This is a genomic window from Pseudomonas sp. MYb193, assembly GCF_002966775.1.
Taxonomy (GTDB): Bacteria; Pseudomonadota; Gammaproteobacteria; order Pseudomonadales; family Pseudomonadaceae; genus Aquipseudomonas; species Aquipseudomonas paracarnis.
In genome coordinates, this window is the sequence record NZ_CP023269.1 from 2366680 (window position 1) to 2385967 (window position 19288).

The 19288-nt window shown below is 58.3% G+C and carries 15 protein-coding genes and 2 pseudogenes; 8 read left to right on the top strand and 9 right to left on the bottom strand.

Annotated elements, in window-relative coordinates:
* Positions 1–33: 33 nt before the first annotated feature.
* Positions 34–1599, bottom strand: coding sequence for a type VI secretion system protein TssA (gene tssA, locus CLM72_RS11135; RefSeq protein ID WP_105226458.1), 1566 nt, complete (start codon positions 1597–1599; stop codon positions 34–36).
* 638 nt (positions 1600–2237) lie between these two features.
* Here tssA and CLM72_RS11140 point away from each other — a divergent pair.
* Together CLM72_RS11140 and CLM72_RS11145 are read left to right on the top strand one after the other, a co-directional pair.
* A pseudogene (locus CLM72_RS11140) lies at positions 2238–2849 on the top strand (type VI secretion IcmF C-terminal domain-containing protein); the annotation flags it as partial.
* A 51-nt stretch (positions 2850–2900) separates the two neighbouring features.
* Positions 2901–4223 carry a hypothetical protein gene (locus CLM72_RS11145; protein ID WP_105226459.1) on the top strand — a complete coding sequence of 441 codons (1323 nt, stop codon included), beginning with the start codon at positions 2901–2903 and terminating at the stop codon, positions 4221–4223.
* Positions 4224–4374: 151 nt separating this feature from the next.
* Here the strand turns inward: CLM72_RS11145 and CLM72_RS11150 are convergent, their stop codons facing one another.
* Both CLM72_RS11150 and CLM72_RS11155 read right to left on the bottom strand, forming a co-directional pair.
* Positions 4375–4602 (bottom strand): hypothetical protein, encoded by a 228-nt coding sequence (locus tag CLM72_RS11150; protein ID WP_054895720.1) that lies wholly within the window; start codon positions 4600–4602, stop codon positions 4375–4377.
* A gap of 220 nt (positions 4603–4822) precedes the next feature.
* On the bottom strand, positions 4823–5791 hold the full coding sequence (locus tag CLM72_RS11155) for an AraC family transcriptional regulator (RefSeq protein ID WP_105226461.1): 969 nt from the start codon (positions 5789–5791) through the stop codon (positions 4823–4825).
* Positions 5792–5892: 101 nt separating this feature from the next.
* Between CLM72_RS11155 and CLM72_RS11160 the strand changes: the two genes are divergently transcribed.
* Complete coding sequence (locus CLM72_RS11160; RefSeq protein WP_105226462.1) at positions 5893–7143, top strand: MFS transporter; 1251 nt, start codon at positions 5893–5895, stop codon at positions 7141–7143.
* A 40-nt stretch (positions 7144–7183) separates the two neighbouring features.
* On the opposite strand, the gene yecR is transcribed toward CLM72_RS11160, so the two are convergent.
* The 4 genes from yecR to CLM72_RS11185 all read right to left on the bottom strand — a co-directional run bounded on the left by yecR (position 7184) and on the right by CLM72_RS11185 (position 9386).
* Positions 7184–7486 (bottom strand): YecR family lipoprotein, encoded by a 303-nt coding sequence (yecR, locus tag CLM72_RS11165; RefSeq protein WP_089042627.1) that lies wholly within the window; start codon positions 7484–7486, stop codon positions 7184–7186.
* A 396-nt stretch (positions 7487–7882) separates the two neighbouring features.
* Positions 7883–8317 (bottom strand): glutathione S-transferase family protein, encoded by a 435-nt coding sequence (locus CLM72_RS11175; protein WP_105226463.1) that lies wholly within the window; start codon positions 8315–8317, stop codon positions 7883–7885.
* A gap of 68 nt (positions 8318–8385) precedes the next feature.
* The gene (locus tag CLM72_RS11180) at positions 8386–8988 is read right to left on the bottom strand and encodes a glutathione S-transferase (RefSeq protein WP_105226464.1); all 603 of its coding nucleotides are present in this window, start codon (positions 8986–8988) and stop codon (positions 8386–8388) included.
* Positions 8989–8999: 11 nt separating this feature from the next.
* On the bottom strand, positions 9000–9386 hold the full coding sequence (locus CLM72_RS11185; RefSeq protein WP_105226465.1) for a hypothetical protein: 387 nt from the start codon (positions 9384–9386) through the stop codon (positions 9000–9002).
* A 145-nt stretch (positions 9387–9531) separates the two neighbouring features.
* On the opposite strand from CLM72_RS11185, the gene CLM72_RS11190 reads away from it, so the two are divergent.
* Together CLM72_RS11190 and CLM72_RS29250 are read left to right on the top strand one after the other, a co-directional pair.
* Positions 9532–10431 (top strand): LysR substrate-binding domain-containing protein, encoded by a 900-nt coding sequence (locus CLM72_RS11190; protein WP_105226466.1) that lies wholly within the window; start codon positions 9532–9534, stop codon positions 10429–10431.
* A 79-nt stretch (positions 10432–10510) separates the two neighbouring features.
* On the top strand, positions 10511–11065 hold the full coding sequence (locus CLM72_RS29250) for a hypothetical protein (RefSeq protein ID WP_232914425.1): 555 nt from the start codon (positions 10511–10513) through the stop codon (positions 11063–11065).
* Between the two features lie 308 nt (positions 11066–11373).
* Here the strand turns inward: CLM72_RS29250 and CLM72_RS11200 are convergent, their stop codons facing one another.
* Positions 11374–12648 (bottom strand): glycoside hydrolase family 68 protein, encoded by a 1275-nt coding sequence (locus CLM72_RS11200; RefSeq protein WP_057978089.1) that lies wholly within the window; start codon positions 12646–12648, stop codon positions 11374–11376.
* Between the two features lie 288 nt (positions 12649–12936).
* Here CLM72_RS11200 and CLM72_RS11205 point away from each other — a divergent pair, with 288 nt between their 5' ends.
* Entirely contained in the window at positions 12937–13158 is a 222-nt protein-coding gene (locus CLM72_RS11205; RefSeq protein WP_003190416.1) for a PLDc N-terminal domain-containing protein, read from the top strand.
* 14 nt (positions 13159–13172) lie between these two features.
* Positions 13173–13688 (top strand): hypothetical protein, encoded by a 516-nt coding sequence (locus CLM72_RS11210; RefSeq protein ID WP_105226467.1) that lies wholly within the window; start codon positions 13173–13175, stop codon positions 13686–13688.
* A gap of 15 nt (positions 13689–13703) precedes the next feature.
* Here the strand turns inward: CLM72_RS11210 and CLM72_RS11215 are convergent.
* Positions 13704–17851: pseudogene (locus CLM72_RS11215) on the bottom strand (CheR family methyltransferase).
* Positions 17852–18156: 305 nt separating this feature from the next.
* Here CLM72_RS11215 and CLM72_RS11220 point away from each other — a divergent pair.
* Entirely contained in the window at positions 18157–19014 is an 858-nt protein-coding gene (locus tag CLM72_RS11220; RefSeq protein ID WP_105226468.1) for an SDR family oxidoreductase, read from the top strand.
* Positions 19015–19288: the final 274 nt, after the last annotated feature.

Sequence of the window (19288 nt, forward strand, 5' to 3'; positions counted from 1 at the left end):
GTCCATTCTCCATCGCGGGGTTGATCCGAGGGGTTAGTCGAGCACCACTTCAACATCGAGGTGGCACAGCCTTCGGTGAATTTCTTCTTTGTGCTCGCGCACTTCGTGGTTCTGCGGCAGCAGCTCGCAGCAGGTATGCAAAAGATTGAGTACGTCCAGTACGAGGTCCGGCTCCCAATCATTCAGGCCGCTGTTGTGCAGCAACGTGTCCAGGGCATTAAGCTGGACCCTGGCCAGTTCGTATTTCTTGGCATGGAAGCTCAGGCGGGCGAGTGTCAGTTGCCAGAGGAAGTGTTCGCGACGATTCCCGGCCATGCGCATGTCTTTTTTGAAGTGCTGAACGGCAGCTTTCAGGCCTGATGCCTGCAGGGTGGGGAGGGTGTCCTGCAAGCTTTGCTCCCACGGTGCAGTCGTGTCATCACCATTTTTGGGGTGAAGGTCAGGCGGCGGCTCATTGGCTTTCAAGTGGGGAAGGACGGATGCGCGGATCCACAATCGGGTTTGCGGATCGGCGAACGGGGTGCCGTCGTGAAACTGTAATTCCTCCAAGCCGGGAACGCGCTGCAGGAACAGGGCCAGCTGGATTTCCACTTCGCGCATGGCGTGTTCTGCCTGCAAGGCCTGAAGGCATTCCCAGGTTAAGCGTTGCCCATCCAGCCAGAAGGGAGAGCGGGCCGTACAGGCTTCCAGCTCAGTCATCAGGTCGGCGTATTGCCGTTGGGCAAAACGCTCCTGAAAGTCGGCCAACTTGTCGATGGGAACGCCACGCAGTGCCGTGACCTTCTCGGCGTTGTGTTCTGGCAGGGTATCGATAGGCAGCCAGAGTAGCGTTCGGCCCAAGCGTAAAGCTCGAATGTCGCTGGATTTTTGTTTGAGCCAGTACAGGCACAGTGGCCGGGTCTGATCCTGAAGCGTGCGAAGGGTTTTATGGGCGGTTTTTTCATTGTCCACCGGTGCCCCAGGCGTGATCAATTGTTCCGCGACGTGCTTCACCTGGGCGAACGCGGCACCCAGGGTGCCGGGCTCTGGATGCCCTTGACTGGCCCGTGTAAGCAACTCGTCCAGGCGACGACATAGCGGAAGTAACAGAGGTGCCCCTTCGCCCAAGTGATGAGATAGCGAGCCCTCAATGGCGTGTAGGTCGTCGATCAATTGGCGAAAAAGCGCAAGCTGCCCGGCGATGGCGACCTGCTCAAATTGGATTTGCTCCAAGCGCAAGCACAACCAACTGACGGCCGCTGCCCGCGTGCGCGGCTTCTGCGGGTGGATCTCGTCCCAATGGTCGCTGATGAGATAGCGAAGCATGGCGAGGCCAGCTTGCAGGCCTTTATAGGATTCGCACTGAAACAGGCTCCACGCCAGCCATGCTACGACGCGCAGGTCTTTGGACTGCGTTTCAAGGAATGTTTCGCTGCGTTCGCGAACCAGCTTCCAGTCTGTCTGCGCTGTCTCATGAAATGTGGCTTCGCGCCCCACTTCGCTTTCGAGTTCTTCAAACTCTGGACAATACCGTAGGTCACTTCCCATAAAGTCATCGGACGAGATAGCGCACTTGGCTAACTGCAAGTAATGAGTACAGAGCGGATGGGCGTGGTTCACATTATATCGTCCATGATGAACGGTTCGGTAGAAAGTAGCCGTGTTGACTGATTTTTCTTGCTTTGGGTGAGTTTCTAGCCCGTGGCGAATTTTGCATCTCAATGTGAGAACAATACTTGCCGGAATGCAATATAAGTAGCAAGTAGGACCGATCCTTGAATTTTGTGTGAGATTTTTCTCTGGTTTCGTAAGTCTTTTCCGAAACAGCTCTAGCTAGGGCTTTGCGTGGCTTCGTTGATTTCGCTTTTATTTGTGGGAAGTCACGTAATACTGCGAACTTGGAACAAGTTGCATGGTCTTTTTGCGCTATGGTGTGATGAAGTTCTGAGCGCATGCTGACTGCAGGCAATAGTTAATTTTCTGCGCCTGCGGGGCGGTTTAATCATGTGTTGTGTTCATTAACTTTCTATTTGTAGGAAGTGGGCGACAGTTGTTTCTTTCTACTTTGGTTTGATCAGGTGAAGGAGGGGTGATGGAGTCGGTTAAATCGTTGCACTATTCCGCGCATGCACTGGAGCAATTCAAGCAGTCGACCCTCACGGTCAGGAAAGAAATGCCGGGGATCCGCGCTGCTTATATGACCGTCGTGTCACTGCTGCAAGAAAGTGTGAAGTTTATTCTCCCAAACCATGCTGATCCAATACCTGAACGTGTTCCTCAAGGACAACCTCGACGCCCTGTACTCCGACAGCCTCGGCGGCTACCTGGTACGCAGCGACGTGCTGGAGCAACTGAAAAAGGCCGAGCGCATCCGCGACACCTTCTTCAACCACCGCGGCCATCTGGCCGTGCAACTCACCATCGAACCCCTGGCCCTGAGTGCCACTCGCCTGAGCAGCATGCTCAGCGTCGACGGCCAACTGATCCCCTACCAGCACGGCGCGCCACAGCGCACCGGTCTGGTGTGGCCCAACAGCCTGGGCAACAGCAATGGCAGTCAACTGACTCTGGTGCATAGCACCGGCAACACCGCCAGCCTGAGCTACCGCGGGCCGTGGTCGTTGTTCCGGCTGTTGAGTCGCGGGCACCTAAATGGCCGTACCGACACCAGTGTGGACCTGACCTTTTCAGTCGCCGATGGGTTGATGCGTTATCGGATTGGAGCGGAGAAGGCTAATAACCCGATTACACAGCGCAGTTTTGAAGGGTTTGTATTGCCCAGAACTCTGTTGGAAGAACGTCAAATAAAGAAAAAACCGAACAAGGTCGAGAAGCTCGCCGCAACAGCTCTCACCTATGAACGCCCATAAGTCAGCGATGACTGGGTGCGAAATAATCACACGCGAAACAGGACTGCTTAGATGGCAATCAAGCTGCAAATGTTGACCGAAGACCCTAAAGAAATTGAGTTGATCGAGCGGTACTGGGCTGTCGATGAGTCAGGGCAGTACCTTGAAAAAGTGAGCGCTCTGACGGACGTTATTGAAATGGCTCCAGGCGTTACACTCGCCAGCTTCGTACGGCAACGTTGCAATGCATTCGATGATAATCAGGTCTGCCCCAAGTGTGCGGAATTGATCGAAATCAAAAATCGCTCAGAGGCCAAAAAGGTCCCTCAACGGTCCACGAAGCTTTGTACGCTTTGTCAGAACGACCATGACGCCATTGCGCTTGAGGCTAAAAAGACCAAAGCCGCAGAGCTTGAACGGCAGTTGGCCGAATACGTACGCAAGCAGTTAACTCGTACGGTGGACTACTCAGCGGTCCCGGATAATCAGGTGGTGCTTCTGCTGGCGTTGGACAGGGCTGTTACCCCGAGGTTGACCAGTGGCGGCTTCAGACCGGGTGATTGTCGAGGGCTGGCGCCTCGATATGTCGATGACTTCATGCTGCAATTGCGTGAGGCTGGGCTCGTCCTTGATGACCCCAGTAAAGCAAGCCCGGGCACCTACTATTGGGAGGGCGATGAGATTTGGGTGTTGAGGGACCAGGTTGTCTATCGTTTGGCGCCAGATGTCGCATCAAGGCGTGCGGACGAGGTCATTCGTAACCTGTCGGATAGGGTGTATACCGATGCTGACGGGCTGTTCAACCTGTGGCTTGATTACGCAGTCGCTGATGTCATGCGCTATCTGGACGCTCAGTGCGAACTCTATAACCATGATCTGTCGGAACAAGAGCTGGCAGAAATTAAAAGTACTATGCGCGCAGCTTTGCATACCTACAGTGTTTCACAGCTGTGGTCGGTGGCCTGGAAGGTTGTCAGGGATGCCGCAAGTTTAGCTAACCGCGAGTACTACAATCGCCCCAAAGCGGCGGCGACCATTCCTGGAAAGATTCGGCGGAACTTGGAAAAGGTGCAGCGAGAGTCAATTGAACTCAAGACTTGGAGCCGCCCGGAACAACATCCTGCAGGCACACTGGGAATGGTGTTAGGCGAGATTTTGGGTGTTGATGAAGATACCCCTGGCCATAGGGTCTCGTCCCTTGTTGCCTGGCTCACAGGGCAGGCGTGTTCTCCCAGCGTCGAAGCAGCGCTTGATGAACCGATACGCGAACTGATGACCTTGGCGCTGTCCCACGATGTCGGCTCTTCAGTGATGCTGCGGTTTGCGGAGTTGATTCGTGCGGGGCATGACGTTGGTTTTGCTATTGAAGAAATTGGTGAGGCGCTGCGCTCGTAAAGGGGGCAGGATTGCTCCATACAATAAAAGTTCTTGTATCTGCGACGGCTCAATGAGGCCGCGCTCTGCCTACACCACCCCCATGGCGGTGAACAAGCCGATCGCTAGCGTTACGCTGATGCTACGTGAACGCATGTTCATGAGCGGATGCTCAGGCAAGGCGTGGCCGTAATTTTTTGGTCATGCGCGCGCACCTTGTAATCTGGTTGAACTGCACGTAATGGGCTTGCGCCGTCCATTCCTCGACCAGGATCAAATACTCGGCCGGCGGATTGATCTGGCGCAGATACCCGCACAGCAGGCGTGTGCGTCGCGCGTTCATCGGCTGCTTTAGTGTCAAGATGACGTTGTCTGCGGCGCGGCATTCAGTGATCTCCATGACTGAGCCCCTCATCGAGTGCTGGCGGCAAACGTGCAGGCCCAGGATCAGAGGCTGGAATTCTTGCCGCGTGGCGTTCATTCTCAGATGAGTCGTCGCAGGCGTCTACTGTCATACTTGACAGTCCTTTAGCCGTTGTTGCACTGCCGTGACCCATTACTCGACGTAACGGGCGTTAAATGATTCAGAGGCACAGATCCTCGACTACATGCGCTCAGCGTCAAGTAACAACGGGCTGCCTCACCTTGCGACTTAATCCCGGTGTCTTGCCCGTAATGCGTTTGAATGCGCGGCTGAAAGCGGCCTGGGATGTATAGCCCAATCGCTGTGCTACCTCTTCGATCGGCAGCCTTTCGAGGGTCAGCCACTGGCTTGCGAGCCGCATTCGCAGTTCAGTGACATAGCGCAGCGGCGTCATGCCAATCGTCACCTGGAAGCGATCCGCGAAGGCTGAGCGTGAGGTATTGCATTGCTCTGCCAACTGGGCAACGGTCCAGTCGCGGCCCGGTTGTTGATGGAGCGCTAGCAGCGCACCGGCCAAGCGTGGATCGCGCAAGGCGGCGACCAGGCCAGAGGCATTACCGCAAGCGCACTCCACCCAGCCGCGAACGACCATGGCGGCCACCACGTCGGCCAACCGCGCGAGGATACCGGCGAAGCCCACACGTGCGGCGCTGACCTCGCGTTCCATGGTGGTCAGGATAGGCACCAGTCCAGGGTAGCGCTGGCCGCCGGCATCAATCAACATCAGGCCCGGCATCAGTTTGCCAAGGCCATGGATACTGCCCAGTTCAAACTCCATGCAACCACTGAACAAAATAGTGCTCGGCGTTGGGCTGGCATCGGTTGCGGTGTGCACCGCGCTCACGGTGTCACCGAGGGGGACGCTGTCTAGACCGTCGATGTCCTGAACGGGTACGTCCGCATGGGAATACAGTTGATGGGCCGCGCCATGGGAGATGAACACGGCATTGCCGGCAGACAGCGTGTAGGTGGTGCCGTCCGCCATTCGCAGTACCGCATTGCCGACCGCCATGAAATGGAACCAGGCATGCCCAGGTTTTTCAGCGAAACCCAAACCGAAAGTCGGACTCGTTTGTATACGCCGGTATTCGACGCCACGCAGGCGCATACCGCGCAACAGCTCGTTGATGAGATCCGAGGAAAGAGCAAACTGATCTGCAGACATTGTTCAGGTGTTTTAGTCAAAAAGTAGAGGTTTTTGATCATAGATCATCCAGTTTCCGGCGCCTAGACTGCGGCTTGAAATGAAGACTGGAGATCCATGCAATGACTGACTGTATATGTAATGCCGTATCCAACCGCCATCCCGGCGCCTTCTCGGAGGCAGAGCCTGCGGCCCCCGCGTGGATGGCGGTCTTCTCGCTGGCAATGGGGGTGTTCGGATTACTGACCGCTGAGTACCTTCCGGCCAGTTTGTTAACACTGATGGCGACTGATCTGGGAGTGTCCGAAGCACTGGCTGGCCAGGCGGTAACGGTGACAGCAGTGGTAGCGCTGTTCGCCGGTTTGTTGGTGCCAGGCCTGACCCGCGGCATCGACCGACGTTGGGTGTTGCTGGGGTTTTCCACGCTGATGGTTGCCTCCAATCTTCTGGTCGCCGTTTCCTCCAGCTTCGCGGTGCTGTTGTTGATGCGCATCTTGCTGGGGATTGCCCTAGGCGGGTTCTGGAGCATGGCTGCGGCCGTGGCGATGCGCTTGGTGCCGAGTGCTTTGTTGCCTCGGGCGCTTTCGATCATTTTCAGCGGGATTGCTATCGGGACGGTTGTTGCCGTGCCGCTGGGCAGCTATCTGGGTGGGCTATACGGCTGGCGCAGTGCGTTCTTTGCAGCAGCGGCGGTAGGCATGGTGACCCTGGCTTTTCAGTCATTGACTTTGCCGCGCCTCGCGCCGCGCCGGCCGGCACGTCTGCGCACCGTTTTCGAAGTGTTGCAGCGCCCGGGCATCGCCATGGGGATGTTCGGTTGTGTGCTGGTGCATAGCGGTCACTTTGCGATGTTCACCTATGTTCGGCCATTCCTGGAAGGCACTACCGGCATCGGCCCGCAAGGGCTGTCGCTGATGTTGCTGGGGTTCGGTGTGGCGAACTTCTTCGGCACGCTGTTGGCTGGCAGGCTGCTGGAGCACCACCCGCTGGCCACTCTGGTGTTAATGCCTGCGCTGGTCGGGGTTGCAGCACTGGCGTTGGTGCTGTTGCCACCCTCGTTGCCGGTGCAGGCAGTACTGCTGGCAATATGGGGCTTGGCCTTCGGCGGTGTGCCGGTGGCGTGGTCGAACTGGGTCGCCAGCGCGGTACCTGATCAGGCGGAAAGCGCCGGGGGCATGGTGGTGGCATCTGTGCAGTCCGCCATCGCCACGGGCGCCGCCGCTGGCGGAGCAGTGTTCAGCCTCGGTGGCAGCGCGGGCGTATTCATAGCGGCAGCGATGCTGATGCTGCTGGCTGCGTTGCTGATTGCGCTGCGTGTCCGGGTTCCTTCTGTCCATGGCGTTCGCGAGTCCACGCCCGCATTGCACCTTTGATTCGGTTTTCCAAACTGCCTCGTTGCGCTTTGGGTGGATGTCACATTTGGCACCGATAATCCTGAGTCACGGTGGTTTCCAGGCAATGAAATTGCCCCATCGTTCGGCACACGGATTTCTCCGCACCTTCGCGTTCTGCGCGTGCGTAGTCCCAAAACTGGCAGCGCCCCGTGGCGATCGCCAAACCTTGGGATTCCCGGATTTGGCCGAGCTCGAATGGCGTATGTACGTAGGAGAGTTGGACCAGCCCATCGGACGGGTTGCCGCCGGTAGCTTCCCAATATTTCGGCGTGACGCAGCCTGCAAAGAGCGGTAGGGCGATGGCGACGATGACGGGTTTCATTGTCGAAAACGATCCTTTATTGGTGAAAATGACGTTGGTAGGCTTCGCTTTTTGTTCGCCAGCATCAACCTAGAGGGCTAAGGCGGCCCAAATTTGACTGACTGGCAACCACTGGGCAGCAGCGGTTCGCCTGCATCGGCCTCAAACCCGACAACCTTCCTGTCCTGATCCATGGTGATGGAAAGGATGCAGTAATTCGGGTTATTGACCGTCGAGCAGTTGACCACACGGCCCTTGGCGGTCGTGGCTTTGAGTTCAGTTCAGCGCCGCCCAGGAAATTCTCCTTGCGAGTGGCGGCGGCAAAAAAATCTGCGCCGTGCCGCCTGTGGGAATCATGAGGGGAAAGGGACTTGCCCCACGGCGGCGGAGTCTAGAAGCGCGTAAAGAGCTCAACAATCACCTGGAGGAAATCGAGACGCAAGCTACGGTGGGCCGTGCTGGGGCTGACGGAAATCGGCTACAACCCAAGCGGTTATCGGGCTCTGCGACGCTGCTACCGATTGCGGCGCGGGGCTTTGCGATCAATGTGCTGACTTGCCAGATCAGCCACTGCATCACTTGCCAGCGTTGGACGGGCGATGTGCCGCCAAAACGTGTGTGTTTTTCCGCCAGATATAGAAGCACCGTGGCAGACTCCACCACCACTTGCTGGTTGTCGTTGTCCAGCAGCACCGAGATTTTGGCGTGCGGGATCACCTGCATATACGCGGGAAGGTGTTGTTCATCGCCGGCGAGATGGATGTGGCAAATGTCATAACTGACCGCCAGGGCCTCCAGCATCAGCAGGATTTTATAGCCATTGGCGGTGGGTGAGGAAAAGACGGTGTACATAGAGGCCGTTCATGTGAGCGCAGCGCAAAGAGCCGGCAGGTGCCGGCTCGTGGTACGTTGCAGGGGGCTTATGCGATGGGGTATCGCTTGAAGGCCGGGTGTTTCTCGAGCCTCCCAGCATGGCGCTGCAGGTGCGGGAAGGCCTCGGCGTTAACCACTGAGGCCACTGTGAACTGGCTGAACGACCAGGCCACTGCTGCGCTGATGGCACCTTGGGTCAAGCCTGCATCCGGCGCATGGGCCAGGCGTTTTTCCAAGGCTGAGTAGGCGGCCAGCAACTGGCCGGTTACTCGGTCGAGCCAGGGCTCGTGGAGTTTTTCTGCGGGGCGCAGGTTATGTTCATACACGATCTGTACGGTTTTCTCACAGGCAGCAAGGGCGAGGCCAATCAACTGTAGGTCTTGGGCGCGCGCGCTGGCTTGCTGTGGCAACAGCTTTCTATCAGTCGGGGCCAACGCTTCGAAGTAATCGAGAATCAGGCTTGAGTCCATCAGTACGGTTGAATCGTCCAGCACCAGGCTGGGCGCTTTTACCACCGGGTTGATGCTGGCAAATTGTTCGTAGGTGCTGAATACCGAAAGTGGCTGATGCTCAAAGTCGACGCCGTAAAGATCCAGGGAAATTGCTACGCGGCGCACGTAAGGCGAGTCCAGCATGCCGACCAGTTTCATGAAACCTCCATTTACGTCAGGGTAATTTTCAACGTGCAGTGGGGATGCTTGAGGTACTTGTACAGGTTGAGCAGCAACCCCCAGGCGCGGGGGGTGGCCTTGTGGTCGGCCAGGTACAGCGCAATTTCCCCTTCGCCTTCCAGCAGGATCAGGCCCGGCGCAAGGCAGGTGAAAGTCCCTTGTTTCAGGCAGACATCAATGCCTTGGGACGTCATCCAATGGCGGCCCTTCAGCGCGATCACATAGGCCTGCTGCTCCAGCCAGAAGGAGAGTAGTTGATCCTTGGTCACCAGCCATTTCAGGGCATGGCGCCCCTGGTCTATTTTCGTCAGTAATACCTGCGGGGCCTGGTTGAGGCGGGCTGTCCGGAGGCCTTGTTCCATGAGGGTGGTTTTCATTGAAGACGCTCCGCTGTTCTCGAGGTGACGGTGGAACGGAAAGACGCCCGTGGCTGGCAGAGATTGTTAATTTGAGGTTACTTTAACGTTGGTAAAGCCCTCAAAATATCGATAATTTTTACCAGAACAGGTTAGCTGAGCTTACATGAGTGCATTTCCTCCATTGACCTGCCTGCGCAGTTTCGAAGCCACTTCCAGATTGGGGAGCGTCACCCTGGCTGCCAAGGAGTTGCACGTCACGCATTCTGCTATCAGCCAGCAGATCAAGGTGCTGGAGGAAATTGTGGGGTTGACGCTATTCGTGCGCGAAGGGCGCGGCTTGCGAGTCAGCGAGGATGGGCGCCTGTATGCGTTGCAGATCCGCAAAGCGCTGGGCGACATCGCCGAGGCCACCCGATTGATCCAGGCACAGCCCAAGATGGGGGAGTTGGTGGTAGCGGTTCTGCCGTCGTTCGGCCGGTCCTGGCTGTTACCGCGACTGCCGGGTTTTCAGCAGCTTTACCCTGATATCGGCATTCGTCTGCAAGCCAGCTTGACCATCTCCAATCTGCATCAGGAGTCAGTGGATATCGGCATCCGCATGGGCAAGGGGGATTGGGAGGGCGTCGAGCAAAAGCTGTTGTTTCATGATGAAGTCGTTGTGGTTGCCGCCCCAAATTTCAATGGCGGGCGCCTGCCGCAGACACCGCAGGAGGTGGTCGACAGCACCATCATCTACAACACTGAGTCCTGGTTGCCCTGGTGCGAGGCTGCAGGTGTCGAGATGGGCAGCGAGCGCAAGGGTTTATGCAGCAATGACTCCAACCTGGTGCTGGAAGCCGTTCGCCTGGGGCAAGGCATCGCGCTGGAGCGGCGCAGCCTGGTGCATGACGCTATCGAGCGGGGCGAACTGATCCAGCTGTGTGACGTCAGTGCACCGTACGCGTACCCCTATTGGCTGGTGTGGCCACCCAGGGAAAGTTCGGAAGATAAACAACGCGAGTTCTCCCATTGGTTATCGGGGGAAGTGGAGCGTTACCTCGCGCAACTGAAAAAAAACACCTGACGGAGGATGCCGGCGGCTGCCCTGCGGTGCGCAGCAAACCGTTGATGAAGTGCTGCAACAGCGCCGAATGGCTCAGTGCATGCTTGCGAGGGCTGTAGCGAATCGCCAGATCAGCATCGCCATGGTCGAGGTTGCGCACTTCGGAACTCGGGTCGATCCTCCGCGCAACTGCGCCGCCGACACAAGAGGTGATGTCCGGCAGGCGTTTGCTCAGCCAATGGCTGGTGATGGAAATCGTGCAGGTCAATACGATGCTGGTGGCGGCTTGCGGACGCACGTCCTGGGTGGCCTTGAGCAGCAGCGCAAAGGCCGTGGACACATCACCCGCCAGGCGCTGACCTGGCTTATTGTGGGTCACGCCGTTGGCGGGGCGGGCAATGACCTGATTGTGTCGGGCGGTGGCAGCAATACCTTCCTGTTCAACGGCCTCTTTGGTAATGACCGGGTCGAGGGGTACCAGGCCAGCGATAAGCTGGTGTTCATGGGTATTCCTGACTTGGGACAGCAATACGATTATCGCTCCCATGTCTCGATGTTCGAGGACAACGCGCTGCTGTCCTTCGGGGACAATTCTGTGACGTTGGTTGGCGTGAATATGACTCAGTTGAATGGGGCGGGGATTTATATTTCCTGAATCTCCAAGCAACGGTGATGTGACGCTGAACCTGTGGCGAGGGAGCTTGCTCCCGTGACGGCCTGTCAGCCTAGGCGTATCTACCTGTACTCCCAACATTTGGATCGCGGCGTGTCAGTGAGATCAGCGTCTGCTGTCGAACCGCTACGGGAGCAAGCTCCCTCGCCACAGGTGCGGCGCACACCCCACCTCACTGGCTACATCCTTGTAGCCAGTGAGGTGGGGTAAGTTGCATCAGACGGGATATCTCGATGCTATCCACTACGGGTTTGTCATCGAATTCAAACCCGTTGTCTTACAGCCTCCGTTTACTTGAGCGTAACGTCGAGCATCGGCGGGATGTAGCCGTAGTCATACTCGGCGACCACGAACGTTTGCTGCCCTTTGATCTTGATGCCCACCGTCGGTGCCTCGGTGCCGCCGATACGGATCTGCGTGCCGGTGTCGTCGGTCGGTACGCTGTCGATGAAGGAGGTCACCAGGCCGTTGGGCATGACGCAGTGCGAGTAGGTCTGAAACGGTTGGGAGGACGGGTTGCCCAGTACCAGGCCAGAGCCGTTCAACGGCACATACGGGCCGAACAGCGAATCGGCGACGAAGCCGTATACCCCGTCCGGGCCGGTTACACCGTCGGCGTAGGTGAAGGTGTGGCTGATGGTGAACAGGTAGTACTTGCCGTCCTGGAACACAAAGTGCGGGCGTTCGGTCTGGTCGTTGACGCCGACCGCGGTCAGCAGCGGTGGCAGCATTTCCCAGTCGTCACCGTCTTCGTCGCGGGCCACGGCGATCCCGACGCAGGCGGTCTGGAAGCGCGAGTTGCCGACCTCTTCATAGCCGGGTGGCACGTCGCCGATTTCGGCTTTACCGACCTTGTGCGAACCGCGCTCGCCGGCCACGTTGCCTTCGAACAGCATGTACAGCTTGCCGTCTTTCGGGTCGCGGAATGGCCATGGATCGCGAAAGCCCCAGAAGGCGTTTTGCGCTTCGGTCTGGTACATCTTGCCGTCCGCCTCGAACAGCGGCTTGACCTTCTCGAAGCCCACCAGGCTGACGCCGTGCTCGGTGGTCACCACGCGGCCACGCACCTTGACGATGGTCGCGCCGGGCGTGACGGCGGTGTAGTACAGGTCCACTTCGCCTTGTTCGTTCAGCAGGATCGGTGTGCCAGCCCATTCGCGCACGGTGGGTGAAACCCCTTCAGCCATTACCCGGCCGCCGAGTTTCCAGTCTTTGCCGGTGCGGGAGAACCAGTAGTACATCTTTGCCCGGCCATGGCGATCGTTCCAGTCGCGGATGACGTCGTAGTTACCATTCTGATCGAGGTATTGCGGGTCGTTCGGGTGGCGATCCGCAGTGAGGGTGAAGATCACCGACCACCCGTCAACGGAGGTGATGTTGCCGTCGATATCACGCAGCGGCATGGTGTCCCAGATAAAAACCTCGTCACTCAATACCGGGAAGTTCGCACTGACCAGCGGCTGGGTGGTGGTGGGGTCGTCCGCATGGACTTTGAGCGCATCGGCGCGGGTCCACAGGCTGGGTTGATGGGGTGTTTTGCCAAATTTCGAAGGGGTGCTTTTCATAGTAAGCCTCGTCCATGAAGGGTTTCAAAATACTGTATTCATATACAGTTATTTGAATTTAGAGGACTCGCCGCGATGGGTCAAGGTTAAAAATGCATTTGTGCATATTTCGTGCTTTTGCCAAAGCTGATACGTTTCAGCTCGTCTCGTTTAAAGAGGTTCGTTCCTGAATGGATCGGCGAAGTTGCCCGCATGATGGCGGCAAACCAAGCGCCAGGCAGAAAGCCCAAAAATAATGAACCCTGCCTGCGCCTGCGCACCAAAAGTTACATAACCTGGAGGTGCATCATGCAAACCACTTACTTCTGGATAGGCCTGGCAGTGATCCTCGTACTGCTCGACGCGTGGATCATCAACAGCATCTGGCGCAGCGATAACGCCTCGGCCAGCAAGGCAGGCTGGAGTGCGGTAGTCGTGGTACTGCCGTTCCTGGGCGCCGCGATATGGGCGATTGCCGGCCCACGGGGTGTCACCAAGGGGCCGTCTTCTCCCGAGCACAGCAAGGGCTGAGTCCGGGCCGCGCTATGAACAACCCAGACCCCGACGACTTACAGAGCCGCAACTACCCGGTACCGGAAGATATGGCCTTGCAGCGCAAGGTCTGGCGCTTTGAAAGGGTGGGTTGGTACGCGCTGCTGGTGCTGATGGGTTTGAGCCTGGCGGGCCTGTTTTCCAGCGGGCCGCTGAGCACCCGCGAGGTGCGCAGTGCCGATGGGCAGTTGCGCGTGGAGTACCAACGCTTTTTGCGCAATGGCGCCTCCGATGGGCTGGTGATTCATGTGCAAGGCAAGGCCCAAGAACCCTTGGAGGTCGAGTTGAGCGGTGAGCTGCTGCGCGGTTTCAATATCGAGATGCTCCAGCCGCAGCCGCTCAAGGCCAGGGCGGCCGGGGAGGGTGTAAGCGTCTGGATGCTGAGCGACAGCGCCGGCCAGGCAGTGCTGTACCTGACCTTGCGCAGCGACACGGTGGGCAGTGTGGATACCCAGGTGTCGCGACCAACAGGGGCGTCCGTGCGCTTTTCTCAGTTCATCTACCCTTGACCGTCAACCCCAACCCTAACGGCGTGAGCGGCACAGTTTTTCGATCAAGGAGATCAACGAGTCATGGCCCACGGGTTTGCTGACATGCGCATTAAAGCCTGATTCAGTGGCCTTTTTCTGGTCATTGCCAGCGCCGTAGCCGGTTAATGCAATAGCCGGAGCCTGTCGAAGGTGGCCTAATTTGCGCAGCTTCTGCATCAGCTCATGGCCATTCATTTTAGGCATGCCGATGTCCGAAATAATCACGTCATACTGGGCATCCCGGGCTGTTTCAAGTGCGCTTAAAGGGTCGTTGAAGGCGCTCACTTGGGCGCCTTCCATTTCCAGCAGCATGTTCAGCACCTCAAGGACTTCGGCTGAATCATCGACCAGTAAAACCTTGAGGCCATTGAGGCGCTGATCTTCGTTCTGGGTAGCGCCGCTATCCAGCAGATAGTCCTGTTGTTCGCACAGCGGCAACCAGATCGAAAAGGTGCAACCGAAGCCCAGCCCTCGCGAATGCACGCTCACCGAACCGCCGTGGGCCTCCACCAATTGCCGCACCAACGACAAACCAATCCCCAGGCCTTCGCGTTGGTGGGTCTGGTGCTGGTTTTCCGCTTGCCCGAACAGGTCGAAGATTTTCTCCAGGCTGTCTGCGGCCAGGCCTGCGCCGCTGTCGATGACGTCCAGTTGCGCGCGCCCGTCCGTTCGGCTGACCACCAACTGCACCTGGCCGTCCTCGGGGGTGAATTTCAGGGCGTTGTTGACCAGGTTCCAGATCACTTGCTCGATGCGCGTGGGGTCTACGTCAACGATCAGTGGCCCCGGCACCGAAGGGGTTTGAAGGCTGACCTGGCGACGATGGCCGTCGGCAAGCACCACGCTATGAATGTCCTTGAGGGTGCGAATCAGGTCGATCGGTTGCTTTTTCAGCTTCAGCTTGCCCGTGCGAACCCGGGCGACATCCAGCAGGTCGTCAATGATCCGCGCCTGGCTGGACACCGCTTCGCAGATGGTATTGACCGCCTTGATGGCCGGGCCCGCAACTTTGGTGGCGGGCAAGCGCCGCAACAGTTCGGCGTTCAGCTGGATCAGGTTCAACGGGTGCTTGAGTTCGTGGGACATCACCGCGAAGAACTCATCCTTGAGGTGGCTGTTGGTCTGGGTTTCCTTCAAACGCTGATTCTGTTCATCCTGGGTGCGCTTGTGGCCGGTAAGGTCCCGGGCAATCTTGACGTAGCCGCGCAAACTGTTGCTCTTGAGCTGGGTGACCTCGCCACTGCAATAGAAGCGGCTGCCGTCCTTGCGCACGTGCCAGCGTTCATCTTCGCCACGCCCATGTTCGCGGGCGGTGCGCAGTTCGCTCTCCGGCACGCCAGCGGAGCGGTCTTCCGGGGAGAAAATCAGGTCGTAGTAAGCGCCCAGCACCTCGTCCTTGGTGTAGCCGAAGATCAGTTCGGCACCGGTGTTCCAGTCGGTGATGGCGCCATGGTCATCGAGGATGATGATGGCAAAGTCATGGGTGCTCTCGGCAACCAGGCGCATGCGCTCCTCACCCAGGCGCAGTTCCTCTTCGGCCTGGCGCCGCTTGGTGATATCAATGAAGGTCAGCACGGTGCCATCAATGTGATCTTCACTGGAGCGGTAAGGCAGCAACCGCGCGATGTACCAGCGGTCGTGGTTGCTGCTGATTTCCCGCTCGATCATGCTCAAGGACTCAAACACGTTGGCGGCGTCTTCGGTCATTTGCGGATAATTGAGGCGGTGGGTGATGTCCAGCAACGAGCGCCCGGTGTCTACCGGCAGCATGCTGAAAATATCCGTGGCCCGTGGCGTGAACCAGCGAATGCGCATGTTGCGGTCGACGAAGACCGTGGCGATGTCGGTGGACGCGATCAGGTTGGTCAGGTAGTCGTTGACCTTGTCCGTCTCTTCCACCTTGGTCTTGAGCTCGAAATTGACGGTCAGCAATTCTTCGTTGATCGACTGCAACTCTTCCTTGCTGGTTTCCAACTCCTCGGTGGCCGAGCGCAGTTCTTCGTTGACGGCCTGCATTTCTTCGTTGGAGGCCTTGAGTTCCTCGCTGGAGACTTCCGCCTGTTCGATGGTGTCCTGCAGGTGCAACTTGGTGCGTTGCAGCTCGCGCTCCAGGTTGCTCATGATCGCGTTTTCGGCCTGGCTGACAGTGTCGATGTCGGGCAGCTGTGGGTCGACGGCGGTTTCCTGGAAGATCACCAGCACGTAGTCGTTTTCGGTCGCTTCATCGCGGTAGGGGCGAGCGCTGATGTCCACCAGGAAGGGGCCTTGCTCGCGTTGGATGCGGATCTTGCGCGAAGACACCGGGCTATTGAATGCTGGACCTGAAACAGCGTGGTGCGGATATCGAGGCGTAAATCGGGATGCACCAGCGTCAGCAGGTTGTGCGTCACCTCGCCGGCCACGTAGCGCAGGAATCGACCTGCGCCTTCGCTCATGTGCAGGATATCGGCCTGCATATTCACGATAACGCTGGGCGGCGCGGCTTTTTCCAGAGCGCGCAGATGGATGTCCGCGAACGAGACCTTGCTGGGCGCCTTGGTTTCAATCGCCAGCGTTGTGGCGCTCGGGCGCAGATAGCCGCCTCGCGGCATCGTCGGGGCGCGGCGCGCGGCGGACGAGCCGGCACGCACCCTGAAAATGCGGTTGCGCTTGTCCACCGGTACGAACAGGTCCAGGCAGCCGTCGGCCGACTCCGAGGAGCCGAGAAACAGGTAACCACCGGGACGCAACGCGAAATGGAACATTTGCAGGATGTCGCGTTGCACTTCGCGGTCCAGGTAGATCAACAGGTTGCGGCACACGATCAGGTCGATCTGCGAGAACGGTGGGTCGGCCAGCAGGCTGTGTTTGGCGAACAGCACCTTTTCCCGAATTTCCTTGCGCACCCGGTAGTGCTGGTTCTTCTCCTTGGCAAAGTACTGGCGCAACCGTTGAGGCGGTACGTCGGTGATGATCGCTTCGGGGTACACGCCGTTGCGGCCATGGGTAATGGCCCGCTCATCAATATCAGTGGCAAACACCTGCATCTTTGCACCGCTGGCGTCCAGCGCCAGTTGCTCGGCCACCAGCATCGCCAGGCTGTAGGCCTCTTCGCCGGTGGAGCATCCTGCCGACCAGATACGCACTTCCTCACGGTGCGGCACGCTGTCTTCCAGTGACTTCACCAGGTTGGGGATCACGTCTCGCTCAAGCGCTTCGAAGGCCTCGCGGTCGCGAAAGAAGTTGGTCACGCCAATCAGCATGTCGCCCAGCAACGCCTTGGTTTCGTCCGGGTTGGCCTGGAGGAAGTTGTAATAGGTGGCGAGGTCGGGTTGGGCCGTGACCTGCAAGCGCCGCTCGATACGACGTAACACCGTGGCGCGCTTGTAATGCTTGAAGTCATGCCCGGTACTGGCGCGCAACTGGATCAGAATATCCAGCAACAGCTGCTCGGCCACGGCGGCATCGCGTTCGGTGCTGGGTGGGGTGGTCTTGATCTCAGGGTCGTTGGCGGTGGGCAGCACAATCGACTGGGCATTGCGCCACAGTTCCAGCAGCTTCTGCGGCATTTCCACCACAGGCAGCACCAGGTCGACCATCTGGGTTTCGATGGCCGCCAGCGGCATGCCATCGTACTCGGCGTCTTCCGGTGCTTGTACCAGGGTGATGCCGCCTTGCTCTTTGATGCGCGACAGCCCCACCGCGCCATCTGAGCCGGTACCGGACAGGATCAGGCAAAACGCGCGTTCTTTATGGGTGTCTGCCAGGTCGCGAAAAAACAGGTCGATGGCAATGTGCGGTCCACCTTCGCGCACGGAAGGTGAGACCGCGAGGTAGCCATCATTCATCTTCAAGAGCTGTGCTGGCGAGATGACGTACACGTGATTCTTTTCGATGGGCGTGGCGTCATTGACCTGCGACACCGGCATGCGGGTCGTTTCCTGGATGATCTTGTCTGCCACGCTTTGATGGTCGGGCGAAAGATGCAGGACCACCACGAAGGCCATGCCGCAGTCTTTAGGCATGTGCTCGAAAAACGCTTTCACGGCTTGCAGCCCGCCCGCCGACGCACCGATACCCACCACCGGGAAATTCAAGTTGCTGGGGGTCAGATCTTTGCGTTGCGGTACGTTGGGGGACCGCGGGGGGCAGACTTCATAGATACCAACCTTGGTTAACGGCGCACAAAAAGACGGGGTGTAGAGGGAAGAACTTGAACAACGAGGGCGAGGGCTGAACCGACAGTGAAATATAGCTGAAAACCTGCTGCCAACAAAAAATGCCTTGAGGCCACCCGGTCATTCGACACACCACTACGACCCGGTTGAGACGCGCAACCGTCGGAAGGTTTAATCAAACTGACGAGTGGCCACCGCGGTTGCACGGTTATCCGATTTTCTGAAAATCCGTCTGAACTTCGCTTCCTGGCGAACCCTCGCAAAGAGAAACCCACCCAGGAGACGTTCTGATGAACAGCTATCCAAAACCACCCTTCAACGCCCAGCAACAGCCCGTACCCGGTGAGCAACGCAGGATGGACCCGATGCCCGATTGCGGTGAGCAGTCGTACCAAGGCTCGGGCCGGCTCGCCAATAAAATCGCCTTGGTCACCGGTGCCGACAGCGGCATCGGACGGGCCGTGGCCATTGCCTTCGCACGTGAAGGCGCGGACGTGGCAGTGTCGTACCTGGATGAACATGAAGACGCCAAGGAGACCGCACGCTGGGTCGAGGCGGCGGGTCGTCAATGCCTGTTACTGCCCGGCGACCTGGGCGATGCGGCGCAGTGCACGGCCATCGTCAACGACACCGTGGAGAAGTTCGGCCGCATCGATGTGCTGGTCAACAACGCAGCGTTCCAGATGACCTATCAATCGCTGGAAGACATCCCCGACGAGGACTGGGTGAAAACCTTCAACGTCAACATCACCGCGATGTTTCGCATCTGCAAGGCCGCGCTGCCTCATATGGCCGAGGGCAGTTCGATCATCAATACCAGCTCGGTCAACTCCGATATGCCCAACCCCAGCCTGTTGCCCTATGCGGCCACCAAAGGCGCGATTGCCAACTTTACCGCCGGCCTGGCGCAGATGCTCGGCGAGCGGGGGATTCGCGTCAACAGCGTGGCACCCGGGCCTATCTGGACGCCATTGATCGTCTCGACGATGACGCCGGACATGGTGAAAAACTTTGGCGGCAACACCCCACTGGGGCGCCCAGGCCAGCCAGTGGAAGTGGCGCCGATCTATGTGCTGCTGGCGTCGGATGAAGGCAGCTACATCTCCGGCGAACGCTACGGCGTGACGGGTGGCAAGCCGATACTTTGATCAGTGATTGAGGAGGGCGGTATGAGCGAAGCCTCGAAGCACCACGAACCGAATCCTTCTGAGCGCAAGGTGCGCCCGCCGGCGGCTAAGCGAAACGATAAATCGCAGTCGCCGGCAGGCGGGCAACAGGCACGGGAGCAAGGCGGTGTTGCCCCTGGAGGCCCTTCGACAGACCCTGAGTCAGGGGCGTGAACGCTAGGGGATATACACTCGGCCTGACATCCTGATTGGTTGTCAGGCCGCTATCGCAGGCAAGCCAGCTCCCACATTTGGA

Excerpts from the sequence above, each read along its gene's own strand:
- CLM72_RS11145 (WP_105226459.1), top strand. The coding sequence starts at position 2,901 with ATGGCAATCAAGCTGCAAATGTTGACCGAAGACCCTAAAGAAATTGAG.
- CLM72_RS11150 (WP_054895720.1), bottom strand. The coding sequence starts at position 4,602 with ATGGAGATCACTGAATGCCGCGCCGCAGACAACGTCATCTTGACACTA.
- CLM72_RS11155 (WP_105226461.1), bottom strand. The coding sequence starts at position 5,791 with ATGTCTGCAGATCAGTTTGCTCTTTCCTCGGATCTCATCAACGAGCTG.
- CLM72_RS11160 (WP_105226462.1), top strand. The coding sequence starts at position 5,893 with ATGACTGACTGTATATGTAATGCCGTATCCAACCGCCATCCCGGCGCC.
- yecR (WP_089042627.1), bottom strand. The coding sequence starts at position 7,486 with ATGAAACCCGTCATCGTCGCCATCGCCCTACCGCTCTTTGCAGGCTGC.
- CLM72_RS11175 (WP_105226463.1), bottom strand. The coding sequence starts at position 8,317 with ATGTACACCGTCTTTTCCTCACCCACCGCCAATGGCTATAAAATCCTG.
- CLM72_RS11180 (WP_105226464.1), bottom strand. The coding sequence starts at position 8,988 with ATGAAACTGGTCGGCATGCTGGACTCGCCTTACGTGCGCCGCGTAGCA.
- CLM72_RS11185 (WP_105226465.1), bottom strand. The coding sequence starts at position 9,386 with ATGAAAACCACCCTCATGGAACAAGGCCTCCGGACAGCCCGCCTCAAC.
- CLM72_RS11190 (WP_105226466.1), top strand. The coding sequence starts at position 9,532 with ATGAGTGCATTTCCTCCATTGACCTGCCTGCGCAGTTTCGAAGCCACT.
- CLM72_RS29250 (WP_232914425.1), top strand. The coding sequence starts at position 10,511 with ATGCTTGCGAGGGCTGTAGCGAATCGCCAGATCAGCATCGCCATGGTC.
- CLM72_RS11200 (WP_057978089.1), bottom strand. The coding sequence starts at position 12,648 with ATGAAAAGCACCCCTTCGAAATTTGGCAAAACACCCCATCAACCCAGC.
- CLM72_RS11205 (WP_003190416.1), top strand. The coding sequence starts at position 12,937 with ATGCAAACCACTTACTTCTGGATAGGCCTGGCAGTGATCCTCGTACTG.
- CLM72_RS11210 (WP_105226467.1), top strand. The coding sequence starts at position 13,173 with ATGAACAACCCAGACCCCGACGACTTACAGAGCCGCAACTACCCGGTA.
- CLM72_RS11220 (WP_105226468.1), top strand. The coding sequence starts at position 18,157 with ATGAACAGCTATCCAAAACCACCCTTCAACGCCCAGCAACAGCCCGTA.